Raw genomic sequence first — 14,641 nt, 5'->3', positions numbered from 1 at the left:
CCGTGAATCCGCTGCGCGCCCGGGTGCGCCGCCCGGCCGCCGAGGCCTCGGCCCCGCTGATCGCGGTCGTCGTCGCCTTTCCCCTGCACCGGATGGGATGGTGCTCAGAGCCTGCGAACCGGCCGGGGAGTTCGAGTGCGGGCGACCCCCGGCCGTGGCTGCTCGCGCCCTCGCCGGATTCCTTGCGGGGCGTCTTCGGGCAGCAGGAATTCGGCCGCCACTTCCTCAACGGCCTTGTCGTGGCGGGCTGTGTCGTGATCGCCTCCGGGCTGATCGCGTTTCTCGCCGCGACCGCCGTCACGCGATTCCGCTTCCGCCTCCGGACCACCCTTCTGATCATGTTTCCGGTGGCCCGGACGGTGCCCGTGGAAGCCCTCGCCATCGCCCTCTTCTTCCTCATGCGGGAAGCCCCTCAGCTGAACACGCCGGGCTCGCTGGTCCTGCCCCGCACCGCCTTCTCCCGGCCCTTCGCGATCCGCATGCCGCGGGGGTTCGTGAAAGCCGTTCCAGAGGCGCTGGAGGGGCCCGCGCAGATCGACGGGGCGAGCAGAGCGCGATTCCTCTGGCAGATACTTTTCCCGCTCGCCCTGCCGGGTCTCGCGGCCACCAGCGGGTTTTCGTTCATCTCCGCCTGGAACGACCCCCTCTTCGCCAAGTCGTTCATCATCAGCGACAGCAGTCGACGCTGCCGATCACCCTGTTCGTCTTCTGCAAGCCCGACGACCCGGACCGGGGCGGCGTCATGGCCGCCTCCACGGCCACGACGATCCCGGCCCTGGTCTTCTTCGTACTCGTACAGCGGCGCCTGGTCTCCGGACCGGGCGGAGCGGTGAAGGACTGACGTGACCGAACTGATTCCCGCACCCCGCAGCACCGTCGCCGGCTCCGGCGAGGTGCGGCTGACACGGCACTCCCGGATCTGCGCCGACACCGCGGCGGAAGGCGCCGCCCACTGGCTGTGCGCCGTCCTCCGGCAGGCCACCGGCCTGCCGTTGCGCGAAGGCCGGCACCCCGACGGCACCGGTGGCGACGGCATCGTCCTGCGGCTCGATCCCCGGCTCGGCCCCGAGGAGTACCGCCTCGTCAGCGACCCGGGCGGAATCCACGTCGAGGGCGGCGACGCGGCCGGTGTCTTCTGGGGCGCCCAGACGCTGCGGCAGCTCCTCGGCCCCGACGCCTACCGCAGGGCACCGCTCGATCGCGACCGCCTCTGGAGCGTGCCGTATCTCAGGATCGAGGACGGCCCCCGATTCCGCTGGCGCGGCCTGATGCTCGACGTCGCCCGGCACTTCACGCCCAAGGAAGGCGTACTGCGCTACCTCGATCTGATGGCGGCGCACAAACTCAACGTCTTCCACTTCCATCTGACGGACGACCAGGGCTGGCGCATCGAGATCGAGCGGCATCCGCGGCTGACCGAGATCGGCTCCTGGCGCGCCCGCACGAAAACCGGCCACCGGGCCTCGCCGTTGTGGGAGGACAAGCCGCACGGCGGCTACTACACCCAGGACGACATCCGGGAGATCGTGGCGTACGCCGCCGAGCGGCATATCACCGTCGTCCCCGAAATCGACGTACCGGGCCACTCGCAGGCCGCCATCGCCGCATACCCGGAACTCGGCAACACCGACGTCATCGACACGACCTCCCTCTCCGTCTGGGACACCTGGGGAATCAACCCGAACGTACTCGCCCCCACTGACAACACCCTGCGCTTCTACGAGGGCGTCTTCGAGGAAGTGCTCCGGCTGTTCCCCTCGGAGTTCGTGCACATCGGCGGCGACGAATGTCCCAAGGACCAGTGGCGGCGGTCGAAGACGGCCCAGGCGCGCATCGGGGAACTCGGGCTCGCGGACGAGGAGGAGCTCCAGTCCTGGTTCATCGGGCACTTCGACGCCTGGCTCACCGCGCGCGGACGGCGGCTGATCGGCTGGGACGAGATCCTGGAGGGCGGTCTGGCGAAGGGCGCGGCCGTGTCGTCCTGGCGCGGTTACGCCGGAGGCATCGCCGCCGCCCGGGCCGGCCACGACGTCGTCATGTGCCCCGAGCAGCAGGTGTACCTGGACCACCGTCAGGACCCGGGCCCCGCGGAGCCGGTACCGATCGGGTGGGTCCGCACCCTGGAGGACGTCTACCGGTTCGAGCCCGTTCCACCGGAGTTGACGCCCGAGGAGGCCCGCCACGTGCTGGGCACGCAGGCCAACCTGTGGACCGAGGTGATGGAGGACCAGGCACGCGTGGACTACCAGGCCTTTCCCCGCCTCGCGGCCTTCGCCGAAGTCGCCTGGAGCGCCCTGCCCGCCCCGGCGGAACGGGATTTCACCGCGTTCCAGCGCCGCATGACCGCCCACTACCGGCGCCTCGACGCGCTGGGCGTCGCCTACCGGCCCCCGACGGGCCCGCGGCCCTGGCAGCGGCGCCCCGGGGTGCCGGGCCGCCCGGCCGACGGCCCGCCGCCCAGCCGGTAGCGCCGGCCGTCGCGACCGAACAGCTCGAACAGGCCACGGAAAAAGCGCACAAGGGTCACCGAAAGTGCCAATCGGCACGCATCGGCGAACCTGTGCGAAAACGGACCATCTCGCCGGTGAGGTGGGCGAATGCCTCCTAGCGGACCCGTGTCTTCGGCTCTCGCCAAGATGTGCCAGAGTTGCCACGTCCGCCCTGTCAGCACGTACCGTACGGCAGCACAGGTGGGACCAGGTGGGGCAGCGGGAAGGGGCAGCCGGTTTGACCACGCACGCACCGCAGGCGGCGCAGGCCGTCACGCTGCCCACGACGCTGGACGAGGCCGTCGCGGCGCTCACCGCCGTGCCCGCCGCCGTGCCCGTCGCGGGCGGCACCGACCTGATGGCCGCCGTCAACTCCGGGCAGCTCAGGCCCGCCGCCCTGGTGGGACTCGGCCGGATCAGCGAGATCCGCGGCTGGCAGTACCTGGACGGTCACGCGCTGCTCGGCGCGGGCCTCACGCACGCCCGCATGGGCCGCCCCGACTTCGCGGCCCTGATCCCGGCGCTCGCCGCCGCCGCGCGCGCCGCGGGCCCGCCGCACATCCGCAACGCGGGCACCCTCGGCGGCAACATCGCCTCGGCCGCGCCCACCGGCGACGCGCTGCCGGTGCTGGCCGCCCTGGAGGCGACCCTGATCATCGCGGGGCCGGGCGGAGCCCGCCGGGAGATCCCCGTCTCGCACCTGCTGGCCGGGATGGACATGCTGCGCGCCGGTGAACTCATCGGCTTCGTGCGCGTGCCGCTGCTGCACGCCCCGCAGGTCTTCCTCAAGGCGACCGGCCGGACCGGCCCGGGGCGCGCGGTGGCGTCCGTGGCCCTGGTCCTGGATCCCGCGCGCCGGGGTGTGCGCTGCGCGGTGGGGGCCATAGCGCCGATGGCGCTGCGGCCCCTGGAGGCCGAGCAGTGGGTGGCCGGCCTCATCGACTGGGACAACAACCGCGCGCTCGTCCCGGAGGCGCTGAACGCCTTCGGGGAGTACGTCGCCGCGGCCTGCATCCCCGACGCGGCGCCGGCCGAGGACGGCTCGGTCGCACCGCTTCCGCCCGCCGTACTGCACCTGCGGCGCACCGTCGCCGCGCTGGCCCGACGAGCACTGGGGAGGGCGCTGTCGTGACCGACGACCAGCACGGAGAGGGCACGCCCCGGGGCGGGAGCCGCTGGGACCCGCTGCCCCAGGGCGAGTACGACGACGGCGCCACGGCCTTCGTCGAACTGCCCGAGGGGGGCGTCGACGCCCTGCTGGCCGCCGACAGTCCGCTGGCCGCGCCCGGCCACGGCTACGTACCGCCGCAGATAACGGTCAATCCCGCGACCACGGCCGGCACCGACCCGGCGGCCACGGGCGCGTGGCCGGTGCCCGGCGCGCCGGTCGACGGGGCGCAGTGGCACGACCCGAACGCCGCGCACCAGCAGCACGGACACGAGCACGGCGCGCACCGGCAGCAGGGCCACGACGTGCCCGAGCAGCCCTACGGCTCCGACGCCCCGTACGACCACGGGACCCCCTACGGCTCCGGCGCGACGGCGCCGCAGTACGGCGGGGACGACCGGTTCACGTACGACCCCCCGGTGACCGGCCAGTGGAACTTCGAGGAGACCGTGGCGGCGGCCGAGGCCGCGCCCGGCCATGACGTGACCGGTCAGTGGTCCATCCCCGTCGCCGGGGGTGACCTTCCGGACGAGTCGGGCGAATTCACCACGTCCTCGCTGGTCGAGCAGTGGGGCGGCGGCACCCCGCCGGCCACGCTGCCCGGCGGCGCGCCCGCGCCCTGGGCGACGCAGGCCGCGGGCCGCCCGTGGGGGGAGCAGGACCCGGCGGGGCAGGAGGCGGCCCACTCGGTTCCTGCCCACGAGCACGGCCACGACCAGGGCCAGGGGCACGACCAGGATCACGCGCACGACCGGCGGGCCGACGCCGGACCGGCCTCCGGATACGCACCGGAGCAGCAGGCGGACCCCGACGGGGAGTTCGGCCATGCGCCGGAGGCGTCCGGGAACACCGGCCCCGCGACTGAGGTGCCCGGCGCCTCTCACGCCCCCCAGTCGTCGGACTACGCACCGGCGGGGGCCGCAGAGGCCGGTCACCCGACGGACCCGTCCCGGTTCGCCGAGCAGGCCGAGTACGCCGACCACAGGCCGGAGCAGGCCGAGTACGCCGACCACGGGCCGGAGCAGGCCGAGTACGCCCACCAGGGGCCCGGCGAGACCGACTACGCCCAGCAGGGGCCGGAGCTCGCAGACCTCCCCGGGCACGGGCCCGAGTCGTCCGGTTCCGCCGGTCACCCGATGCCCGCCGCTCACCCGTCCGAGCCGTCGCACGCGGAGGCACCCGGCGACTTCCAGGGCGAGTTCCCCGGCGAACCCCTGCCCGAGGCGCACCCGGAAGCCGCCTCGCACCCGGATGCCGCCTCGCACCCGCAGGACGCCTACGACGCCTCACAGGCCGCTCCCGGAGCCGGTGAGCACACCGAGGACGCGCCGGACGCCCCAGAGGCTCCTGAGGCCGCCGACAGCCCCTCCCAGCCCACGGCGGAGCCCCTCCCGGCCGCGGCGGAGGCGGACGCCGACGCCGGTACCGGCCAGGAGACCGCCGACGGCGGGTCCCAGGACGGCCCGGCCCCGGACGAGGACCCGGCCGGCACCCCGGACGCCCCGTCCGGCACCGTCCCCCAGGAGGAACACCCCCTCGCCTCGTACGTCCTGCGCGTCAACGGCACCGAACGCCCCGTCACCGACGCGTGGATCGGCGAGTCCCTGCTGTACGTGCTGCGTGAGCGGCTCGGACTCGCGGGTGCCAAGGACGGCTGCTCACAGGGCGAGTGCGGCGCGTGCAACGTCCAGGTCGACGGGCGGCTCGTGGCGTCCTGCCTGGTCCCGGCCGTCACCGCCGCCGGCAGCGAGGTCCGTACCGTCGAGGGCCTGGCCCAGGACGGGCAGCCCTCGGACGTGCAGCGGGCGCTCGCGCGCTGCGGCGCCGTGCAGTGCGGCTTCTGCGTCCCCGGCATGGCGATGACCGTGCACGACCTGCTGGAGGGCAACCCGGCGCCCACCGAGCTGGAGACCCGCCAGGCGCTGTGCGGCAACCTGTGCCGCTGCTCGGGCTACCGGGGCGTGGTGGACGCCGTCAAGGAAGTCGTCGCCGAACGCGAGGCCCACTCCGCGCCGGGCGACGGCGACACCGACGAGGCCCGCATCCCGCGCCAGGCGGGCCCGGGCGCCGGTGGCGTGAACGCATCGGCCTTCGGGGTGCCCCCGGAACCGCACGCCCCCGGACCGCACTCTCCAGAAGCGCACGACCAGCCCTACGGCCAGGACGGAGGCCCCGCGTGAGCAACGAAGCAGCCACCGCACAGGCCGCACAGGCCGCGGAGGCCGCCCCGGCCCCGGAACCGCTCCCGCACGGCATCGGCGCCTCGCTCCCGCCCGCCGACGCCCGCGCCAAGACGGAGGGCACCTTCCCCTACGCCGCCGACCTGTGGGCCGAGGGCCTGCTGTGGGCGGCCGTGCTGCGCTCACCGCACCCGCACGCGCGCATCGTGTCCATCGACACCACCCACGCGCGCGAGATGCCCGGCGTCCGCGCCGTCGTCACCCACGAGGACATCCCCGGCAGCCCGTTCCACGGCCGCGGCACGGCCGACCGCCCGGTCTTCGCCTCCGAGATCGTGCGCCACCACGGTGAGCCCATCGCCGCCGTCGCCGCCGACCACCCGGACACCGCGCGCATGGCGGCGGCCGCCGTCATCGTCGAGTACGAGGTGCTCGAGCCGGTGACCGACCCGGAACAGGCCTTCGAGGCCGAGCCGCTGCACCCCGACGGCAACCTGATCCGGCACATCCCGCTGCGCCACGGCGACCCGGACGCGGTCGGCGAGATCGTCGTCGAGGGCCTGTACCGCATCGGCCGCCAGGACCCCGCGCCCATCGGCGCCGAGGCGGGCCTCGCCGTGCCGCGCCCGGACGGCGGGGTGGAGCTGTACCTCGCCTCCACCGACCCGCACGCCGACCGCGACGCGGCCGCCGCCGCCTTCGGGCTGGAACCCGAGCGCGTCAAGATCGTCGTCACCGGCGTCCCCGGCGCCACGGCCGACCGCGAGGACCAGGGCTTCCAGCTCCCGCTGGGCCTGCTGGCGCTGCGCACCGGCTGCCCGGTGAAGCTCACCGCCACGCGCGAGGAGTCCTTCCTCGGCCACGTCCACCGCCACCCCACCCTGCTGCGCTACCGCCACCACGCCGACGCCGAGGGCAGACTCGTCAAGGTCGAGGCGCAGATCCTGCTCGACGCGGGCGCCTACGCCGACACCTCCTCCGAGGCCCTGGCCGCCGCCGTCTCGTTCGCCTGCGGCCCCTACGTCATTCCGAACGCCTTCATCGAGGGCTGGGCCGTACGCACCAACAACCCCCCGTCCGGCCACGTGCGCGGTGAGGGCGCCATGCAGGTCTGCGCCGCCTACGAGGCGCAGATGGACAAGATCGCCAAGAAGCTCGGCCTCGACCCGGCGGAAGTGCGACTGCGCAACGCGCTGGCGACCGGCGACGTGCTGCCGACCGGCCAGACCGTGACCTGCCCGGCCCCGGTCGCCGAACTCCTCCAGGCCGTACGGGACGTCGAGCTGCCGCCGCTGCCCAAGGACACGCCCGAGGACGAGTGGCTGCTGCCCGGCGGACCCGAGGGCGCGGGGGAGCCGGGCGCGGTGCGCCGGGGCGTGGGCTACGGCGTGGGCATGGTGCACATGCTCGGCGCGGAGGGCGCGGACGAGGTCTCCACGGCGACCGTCAAGGTCCACGACGGGGTCGCGACGGTCCTGTGCGCGGCCGTCGAGACCGGCCAGGGCTTCACGACGCTGGCCCGGCAGATCGTCCAGGAGACGCTCGGCATCGACGAGGTGCACGTGGCGCCGGTCGACACCGACCAGCCTCCCGCGGGCGCGGGCTGCCGCGGCCGCCACACCTGGGTCTCGGGCGGGGCGGTGGAGCGCGCGGCGAAGATGGTCCGCACACAGCTCCTCCAGCCGCTCGCCCACAAGTTCGGCATGTCGACGGAGCTGCTCCAGATCACCGACGGCAAGATCACGTCGTACGACGGGGTCCTCTCCACGACCGTCACCGAGGCGCTGGACGGCAAGGAGCTGTGGGCCACCGCCCAGTGCCGCCCGCACCCGACCGAGCCCCTGGACGAGACCGGCCAGGGCGATGCCTTCGTCGGCATGGCCTTCTGCGCGATCCGTGCGGTGGTGGACGTCGACATCGAGATCGGCTCCGTGCGGGTCGTGGAGCTGGCCGTCGCCCAGGACGTGGGCCGCGTCCTGAACCCTGCCCAGCTCGCCGCCCGCATCGAGGCGGGCGTGACCCAGGGCGTGGGCATCGCGCTCACCGAGAACCTCCGCACGCCGCGCGGCATCGTCCGCCACCCCGACCTGACCGGTTACGCCCTCCCGACCGCCCTCGACGCGCCCGACATCCGCATCGTCCGGCTGGTCGAGGAACGGGACGTGGTCGCGCCCTTCGGAGCGAAGGCGGTCAGCGCGGTGCCGGTGGTGGCGTCCCCGGCGGCCATCGCGTCCGCCGTCCGCGCCGCGACGGGCCGCCCCGTGAACCGCCTCCCGATCCGCCCCCAGGCGGCGGTGGTCACCGAACGGGGCTGAGGGCTCGATGGACGGCGTCGTGCTGGTCACCGGTGTCATGGCGGCCGGCAAGTCGACGGTCGCACAGGCACTCGCCGAGACCCTGCCGCGGGCCGCGCACGTGCGCGGGGACGCGTTCCGGCGCATGATCGTCTCCGGCCGCGAGGAGTACCTGCCCGGCGCGGACGGGGAGGCGCGATCCCAGCTCCTGCTGCGCCACCGTCTGTCGGCGGCGACGGCGGACGCCTACGCCGACGCCGGTTTCACGGCGGTCGTCCAGGACGTGGTGCTGGGCGAGGACTTGACGGCCTACGTCGGTCTGGTGCGCACCCGCCCGCTGTACGTCGTCGTCCTCGCACCGGGACCCGAGGCGGTCGCCGCGCGGGAGGCTGAGCGGCCGAAGACGGGATACGGCGCCGGCTGGACGGTCGGGGCCCTTGACGCGGCCTTGCGCAGGCGGACCCCGCGCATCGGACTGTGGCTGGACACCACGGACCTGACGGTGCGGCAGACCGTAGAGGGGATTCTGGCGCAAAGGGAACGCGCGAGGGTGCTCTGAGCGTCTTGTGAGGTGGACGCGTGGGGTCGCCGGGCGCGCGTCGCTGTTCCGGGGCGTTGTCAGTGGTGGGGCGTACTGTTCTGGGCAGTGGGGAACGGCTGCCGGGCTGGGCCGGGCCATTCTGCCGTGCCCCGCCGGGGACGGTGAGCTAGCACATGCGGGGGAGCCCATGAGTACGACCGACACCGGTTGCGCGGTGATCACCCTGACCGAGTCCGACCTGGACCCGTGGGTGACGCACGCGTCCACGCGGCACTGGCTGACCGGCCCCGGACTGCCCGGCGACAGCGGCGTGCTGAGCTTCGCGGAGCTGAGCCGCGCGGGCCTGCGCACGGTCGCCGACTCCACCGGAGACCCGGACGACCGTCTCCCGGCCGAGCTGCGCGAGCAGCTGGTGATCGGCGGACTGCTGGGCCCGGGCGGCCTGGAGACGGAGTCGGTCCTGCTGGACGGCGCGACGGGCGAGATCTCGACGGCGTACGTCCTGCACGACCGCCCCGGCCCGATGGACCGCCGCCCCCTGGCCCCGTCACTGCGGACACTGGTCCGCTTCGCCGAGGCCACGGACGAACTGGCCGGTCTGCGCGGCCAGTTCGCTTCCTACGCGGGCCGCTTCGGCCCCAAGGCGGTGGCGCAGGCGTCCCAGCACCTGCTCGCGGTGTTCCGCGACGGCGCGGACGGCGAACCGGCCCCGTTCTGGAAGATGGCGGCGCTGATCCGCCCCCTGTCCCTGGTGGCGGGGCGCGGCGGCGTGTCCGGCCTCTCCCTGGACCTCCCGCACCGTCTCCTGGACCAGGAGTTCGGGCCCCGCAAGGTGGTGCGCTTCGAGGACGTCGACTTCCCCGCGACCCTCACGCACGAGCCGACCCGCCGCTTCCTGCGCGAGGTGGGTCTGCCGGAGGACGCGCACGTCTTCTCCGTGGACACCGACGTCCCCCTGGCGACGCTCGCCGAGTACCACGCCGACGCCGACGCGCCCGCCCACCTCCCGGCCGGGGCCCACCGCCTGATCCGCCTCGGCCACCTCGTCGAGGACAACAGCCTGGTGGTCGACGGCGTGACGGGCGCGGTCCTGAACTGGAGCGAGCCCGAGGCGGCCCTCTACCCGCTCAACACGGACGTGTCGACCCTCGCCTTCACGCTCTGGCTGCTGCACCGCGAGCGCGCGATAGACGCCCAGTCGTCCCACGAGCTGACCACCGACACCTACGACCAGCTCGCCATGACGATGCTTCAGGTCCTCTCGACGGTGGACCCCACCGGCGTCACCGCGGACAGAACGGTCCGCCACTACTGGACGGACGCCTTCCAGGACGAGGCCGGCGGGGTGCTCTGACCTGGGGCCTGTCGTTTGGATCACGCCGCAGACGCGGGGCCTGGCACGCACATCTGCCCCCGCTCACCGGCGTTGACAGGCGCTGCCGATGCCCTGCGCCGTGATCCAAACGACAGGCCCTGAGCCGCCGTCAGACGGACTTGACGGCGTTGCGGCGGCGGACGGCGAGGACCAGGCCACCACCGAGCACCGCGGCGCCAGCCGCCGCACCGGCGAGGAGCGGGGTGCCGTCGGAGCCGGTCGCGGCGAGGTTGCCGCCGGTGGTGCCGCCGGCCGCGGTGCCGGTGGAGCCGCCGGTCGTGGTGTCCTCCGAAGTCGCCGCGGACGCCGAGGGGGAGGCCGTGGCGCCCGTGCCGCCGGCGGCCTGGCCCTCGGGGTCGTTGCCGTTCCCGCCGTTGCCCGCACCACCGTCGGTGCCGTCCGAGGGACTCGGCTCGGGCTCGTAGTCGCTCGGCAGGTCGATGCCGATCGAGGCGATGTTGTTGGCGCGGTTCTTGTCGTACGCGGGGACGATGTCGTAGACGGACGACGCCTTGATCTCGCCCTCGGTGTCCTGCGCGGACTTCTTGATCTTCAAGGTGAAGGTGTACATCAGGGACTGGCCGACGTCGAGGGTCCCGTCCTGCGGCCAGCACACGTACTTCGGCTTGCCGGTGGTGCCCTGCGGTGCGCTCGGCCCGTCGATCCCGAACGGCGCGCAGTCCTTCGGCACCTTCACGGCGACCGTGCCCGGCGGGATCTGCACCAGCAGGCCGGGAAGGTCGTCGCTCTCCTGGTTCTGCACCCAGCCGGGGCCGTCGTTGCGCAGGGTCGCCGTCACCGACTGCCCGTCGCCGGCCAGGGCCTCGGTGTCCTCACCGACCGCGACCAGATCGGCGGTGTTGTCCGCGGTCAGGGTGAGCCGCCGGTAGCTGTCGCCGAACCCCTCGCCCGGGGTGTCACCACTTGCGCTCGTGCCGTACTCGACGGACTCCATCAGGGCGTTGTCCAGCGCCTTGAACCGCACGGGCGTGGTGACGGAGGCGCCGGGCTCGACGACCGTGCCGAGTTCACACACCGCCTGCCGGACCTGGTCCTCGACGGTCGAGTAGGTGCAGCCCTTCACCTGCTCGGGGAAGTCCAGCCCGCGCGTCAGACGCACCCGGAAGGTGACCCCGTCCACGGCGGCCGTGCCCTTGTTGGTGAGGGTGACGGACTTGTCGTACACCTCACCCGGCTTGGGAGCCGCGGACGGCAGGGCCGACACGACCAGCTCGGGCGCGCCCTCCTCGGCGTGCGCCAGGGGCGCGGCGACAGCGGGACCGGCGACGGCGAGCACGACGGCGGCCAGGACGGCTGCCGAGGGGCGGAGGTGCACGGTGGTTCTCCTCGTCGGAACAGGGGGGTGCGGACGGACCGGAGCATCGGCTACCGGTCATGTCCTGGACACCTGAGAGGCTTGCGGGGTTGTGCGGGACTCCGCGCGCGCTGTGCCGTGAACGTCACAACGACCAAAAGCGCCCGCCGGATTGCCCCGTTGCGCCCTGAACGCGCCCTTCTCCGTGCCGGAACTCCCCGCACATGCTCGGGTCATGGGGGACACAGAAGCGTCGAGCATCATCCCGTTACCCGACCCCGACGGACACCGGCAGCGGCCCCCTGACGCGCCGCGCCCGTGGGAGAACACCGACCGGGCACAGGCCGCGACGGAAGGCGCCACCGGACCCGAGCCACCCGCCCCACCCGAGTGCCCCCACTGCGGGCTGACCGGTGAGCGGCACATCACGTACTACGGCACATATGTCCTCCTCGAACCGGACATGCCGGTACCCGCGCACATGGTGCCCGCATGGCACCGCTGGTACGTGGACTCCAACGGCACGGCGTGGAACAGCCGCGAGGACGAGCCCGCACCCGGCGCGGTGTGCCGCGTCCCACATCGCATCGCCTGCCCCGGTCTGAGCCCGGAGGAGGCGGGCATCTGGCGATGGCTGGACGCCGTGCGCGAGGAGAACGCCCGCAGGGCACGGCGGAAGGCCGACGGGGGTACCGGCCCGGCAGCACTTCCGGACGCCGGCTGACGCCGCGGAATCCACTCCCGTCACGGCATGTCTGCCCGGATGGTCACTGCTCGGCGGGTTGGCGCTGAAGGCCGCTTATTCCTCGTCGCCGAAGCAGCACCCGTACGTGCCGTTGTCGTACCACATTCGCTCCGGCAGGAGTTCATCGCAGTTCGGGCAGACAAGAAGGTCGCGAGGATTCACACGCATCACCGCGGCGTCCTTCAGGGCGAAAACCGAGAGCACCGCCTCCCGGCCATGTTCATTGATGCCCTGTTGCAGAAACTCGAAAGCACCGTAGACCTGCCCGCACTCGCACTGAATGCGGTTGCACCGAAACGTGCCGATGTCCTCGATGCCGAGTTCCGAAGCGATCTTGGCCTTCTCCTCGTCGGACACCTTCTTGATGCCGGTCCTCTTGACCCGGCCTGCCGTCCAGTACCAGGCCTTGACCGCCTTCGCCTGGGGGAGGGATGCGTAGAACGTCGCTGACGTACCGCTGATGATGGCGTCCCGGACGATGCTCACCAAGGTGCAGTCGTCCGTCGCGATGACAGGCTTTCCGCTGCCCGCGACTTTCTCGATGCTGTCCAGTGACGCTCTGTTCATACCGGCCACTGTCATTCTCCCGGCCGGTGGCCGCCAGGCGGCGCGCTGTCGCCCCGCCCGATCGGCCCAGGGGTGGCTCACCCTCATGGGCGTGAAAGCCCGGGTAAGCGATATGGGAAGCCGCGGCGGGATTCGAACCCGCGTAACTCGCTTTGCAGGCGAGTCCCTGAACCACTCGGGCACACGGCCGTGTTCGTACTCGGTGCCATGACCGTAGGCCGGGGTGCGGCGGGCATTCAAGGATTTCCCTTGGGATGCAATGTGACTGCCATACGCCGTTCATGAAGGGGGCGGTCGAGAAGTGGAGGCGTACGACCAAAGTCCCAGAGGGGGCCCGTCTCGCGACAGGGGTCAAAGGCCCGCGTGGGCCTTACGCTGGCGGGCATGCCTGACTCCGAGCCGCGTGGCACCGATGTCGTGAGTGCAGCCGTCCCGCCCTCCCTCGGCGACAGGGATGAGGGTGTGCTGGGGCCGGGACACCGGGCGTTGAGTGTCGGGATCGTCTCCGTCGTGCTGCTCATCGCCTTCGAGGCGACCGCTGTCGGGACGGCGATGCCTGTCGCGGCCCGGGAGCTGGACGGGGTGTCCCTGTACGCCTTCGCGTTCTCCGGGTACTTCACGACCAGTCTGTTCGGGATGGTGCTCTCCGGTCAGTGGTCGGACATGCGCGGTCCGCTGGGGCCGTTGACGGCGGGCATCGCCTCCTTCGGGGCCGGTCTGCTGCTGTCCGGGACCGCCGGGACCATGTGGGTGTTCATCCTGGGGCGGGCCGTACAGGGACTCGGCGGCGGGTTGGTGATCGTCGCGCTGTACGTCGTCGTCGGGCGGGCCTATCCGGAGCGGCTGCGGCCCGCCATCATGGCCGCGTTCGCCGCGAGCTGGGTGCTGCCGTCGATCGTCGGCCCGCTCGCCGCCGGCACGGTGACCGAGCAGCTGGGGTGGCGGTGGGTGTTCGTGGGGATCCCCGTGCTCGTCGTCTTCCCGCTCGCTCTCGCCCTGCCGCAGATACGGCGCCGGGCGTCCGGCCCGGCCGAACGCACGGCTGCGCGGTCCGCCACGGCGGGGACCCCCGACGGGACGGATGCGCCGGCCTCCTTCGACCGCCGGCGCATCCGGCTGGCCCTGGCCGTCTCCCTGGGCGCCGGACTGCTCCAGTACGCCGCCCAGGACCTGCGGCCGCTCTCGCTCCTGCCCGGTGCCGTGGGCGTGGCGCTGCTCGTGCCGGCCGTGCTCGGGCTGCTTCCGCGCGGCACCTACCGGGCCGTGCGCGGGCTGCCGTCGGTCGTGCTGTTGCGCGGAGTCGCCGCCGGATCCTTCATCGCCGCCGAGTCGTTCGTGCCGCTGATGCTGGTGACGCAGCGCGGACTCAGTCCGACGCTGGCCGGGTTCTCGCTCGCCGCGGGCGGCGGGACGTGGGCGCTGGGCTCATGGGTACAGTCGCGTTCGCGGGTGGAGCCGTACCGGGAGCGGCTGGCCACCGTGGGGATGCTGCTGGTGGCCGCGGCCGTCGCCACCGCGCCGAGCGTGCTGATCGACGCCGTGCCCGTCTGGACCCTCGCCGTCGCCTGGGCCTTCGGGTGCTTCGGGATGGGGCTCGTGATCTCCTCCACGAGCGTCCTCCTGCTCAAGCTCTCCGCCCCCGAGGAGGCCGGCACCAACTCCGCCGCCCTGCAGATCTCCGACGGCCTCTCCAACGTCGTCCTGCTGTCCGCCGGCGGCGCCGCCTTCGCCGCGCTCGGCGGCGGCACGCTCTCCCACACGACCACCCTGGCCTCCGGCTCCCACCCGGCCGCCTTCACCGCGGTGTTCCTGCCGATGGCGGCGGTCGCGCTGGCCGGGGCCTGGGTGTCGACGCGGCTGCGGGAACGACGGCCGTAGAGGTGGCCGTGAAGCGACCCCGCCCGAGGCCGGGAGGATCGCGGGGCGGCTGCGGGAGCTGTGACGTCGGTCCCACCCACAGGTGACCC

10 protein-coding genes, 1 tRNA gene and 1 pseudogene are annotated in these 14,641 nt (G+C 73.2%); 9 read left to right on the top strand and 3 right to left on the bottom strand.

Annotation, left to right across the window (positions count from 1 at the left end):
• Positions 1–2 precede the first annotated feature (2 nt).
• The 7 genes and pseudogenes from AB0F04_RS06835 to AB0F04_RS06805 all read left to right on the top strand — a co-directional run bounded on the left by AB0F04_RS06835 (position 3) and on the right by AB0F04_RS06805 (position 10,026).
• Positions 3–841 (top strand): annotated as a pseudogene (locus AB0F04_RS06835) (carbohydrate ABC transporter permease).
• 1 nt (position 842) lies between these two features.
• Entirely contained in the window at positions 843–2,468 is a 1,626-nt protein-coding gene (locus AB0F04_RS06830; RefSeq protein ID WP_362038507.1) for a beta-N-acetylhexosaminidase, read from the top strand.
• A 259-nt stretch (positions 2,469–2,727) separates the two neighbouring features.
• Complete coding sequence (locus AB0F04_RS06825; RefSeq protein WP_053669840.1) at positions 2,728–3,621, top strand: FAD binding domain-containing protein; 894 nt, start codon at positions 2,728–2,730, stop codon at positions 3,619–3,621.
• A complete protein-coding gene (locus AB0F04_RS06820; protein ID WP_362038504.1) occupies positions 3,618–5,837 on the top strand; it encodes a 2Fe-2S iron-sulfur cluster-binding protein in 2,220 nt (739 codons plus the stop codon). The genes AB0F04_RS06825 and AB0F04_RS06820 overlap by 4 nt, the downstream gene beginning before the upstream one ends.
• Positions 5,834–8,152, top strand: a complete 2,319-nt coding sequence (locus tag AB0F04_RS06815) for a molybdopterin cofactor-binding domain-containing protein (RefSeq protein ID WP_362038502.1) — start codon at positions 5,834–5,836, stop codon at positions 8,150–8,152. Before AB0F04_RS06820 ends, AB0F04_RS06815 begins: the two co-directional genes overlap by 4 nt.
• Positions 8,153–8,159: 7 nt before the next feature.
• Positions 8,160–8,690: an AAA family ATPase gene (locus AB0F04_RS06810; RefSeq protein WP_362038500.1), complete on the top strand. Its 531-nt coding sequence runs from the start codon at positions 8,160–8,162 to the stop codon at positions 8,688–8,690.
• A 169-nt stretch (positions 8,691–8,859) separates the two neighbouring features.
• The gene (locus AB0F04_RS06805) at positions 8,860–10,026 is read left to right on the top strand and encodes an SUKH-4 family immunity protein (protein WP_362038498.1); all 1,167 of its coding nucleotides are present in this window, start codon (positions 8,860–8,862) and stop codon (positions 10,024–10,026) included.
• A gap of 130 nt (positions 10,027–10,156) precedes the next feature.
• Here AB0F04_RS06805 and AB0F04_RS06800 read toward each other — a convergent pair whose 3' ends face one another.
• Positions 10,157–11,383: an LPXTG cell wall anchor domain-containing protein gene (locus tag AB0F04_RS06800; protein ID WP_362038496.1), complete on the bottom strand. Its 1,227-nt coding sequence runs from the start codon at positions 11,381–11,383 to the stop codon at positions 10,157–10,159.
• A gap of 214 nt (positions 11,384–11,597) precedes the next feature.
• Here AB0F04_RS06800 and AB0F04_RS06795 point away from each other — a divergent pair, with 214 nt between their 5' ends.
• Complete coding sequence (locus AB0F04_RS06795; protein WP_362038493.1) at positions 11,598–12,086, top strand: DUF6083 domain-containing protein; 489 nt, start codon at positions 11,598–11,600, stop codon at positions 12,084–12,086.
• Positions 12,087–12,161: 75 nt separating this feature from the next.
• Here the strand turns inward: AB0F04_RS06795 and AB0F04_RS06790 are convergent, their stop codons facing one another.
• Positions 12,162–12,674: a hypothetical protein gene (locus AB0F04_RS06790; protein WP_362038491.1), complete on the bottom strand. Its 513-nt coding sequence runs from the start codon at positions 12,672–12,674 to the stop codon at positions 12,162–12,164.
• Positions 12,675–12,791: 117 nt separating this feature from the next.
• Positions 12,792–12,863 (bottom strand) — tRNA-Cys (locus AB0F04_RS06785).
• A 195-nt stretch (positions 12,864–13,058) separates the two neighbouring features.
• Here AB0F04_RS06785 and AB0F04_RS06780 point away from each other — a divergent pair.
• The gene (locus AB0F04_RS06780) at positions 13,059–14,552 is read left to right on the top strand and encodes an MFS transporter (protein ID WP_362038488.1); all 1,494 of its coding nucleotides are present in this window, start codon (positions 13,059–13,061) and stop codon (positions 14,550–14,552) included.
• The last annotated feature ends 89 nt before the right edge of the window (positions 14,553–14,641 follow it).

The organism is Streptomyces sp. NPDC029041, from assembly GCF_040637515.1.
Taxonomy (GTDB): Bacteria; Actinomycetota; Actinomycetes; order Streptomycetales; family Streptomycetaceae; genus Streptomyces.
Note: the sequence above shows the minus strand (reverse complement) of the source record. Positions and strands in the feature narration are given on the sequence as shown.

Coding starts and splice junctions, on each gene's coding strand:
- AB0F04_RS06810 (WP_362038500.1), top strand. CDS start 8,160: ATGGACGGCGTCGTGCTGGTCACCGGTGTCATGGCGGCCGGCAAGTCG.
- AB0F04_RS06805 (WP_362038498.1), top strand. CDS start 8,860: ATGAGTACGACCGACACCGGTTGCGCGGTGATCACCCTGACCGAGTCC.
- AB0F04_RS06795 (WP_362038493.1), top strand. CDS start 11,598: ATGGGGGACACAGAAGCGTCGAGCATCATCCCGTTACCCGACCCCGAC.
- AB0F04_RS06790 (WP_362038491.1), bottom strand. CDS start 12,674: ATGAACAGAGCGTCACTGGACAGCATCGAGAAAGTCGCGGGCAGCGGA.
- AB0F04_RS06780 (WP_362038488.1), top strand. CDS start 13,059: ATGCCTGACTCCGAGCCGCGTGGCACCGATGTCGTGAGTGCAGCCGTC.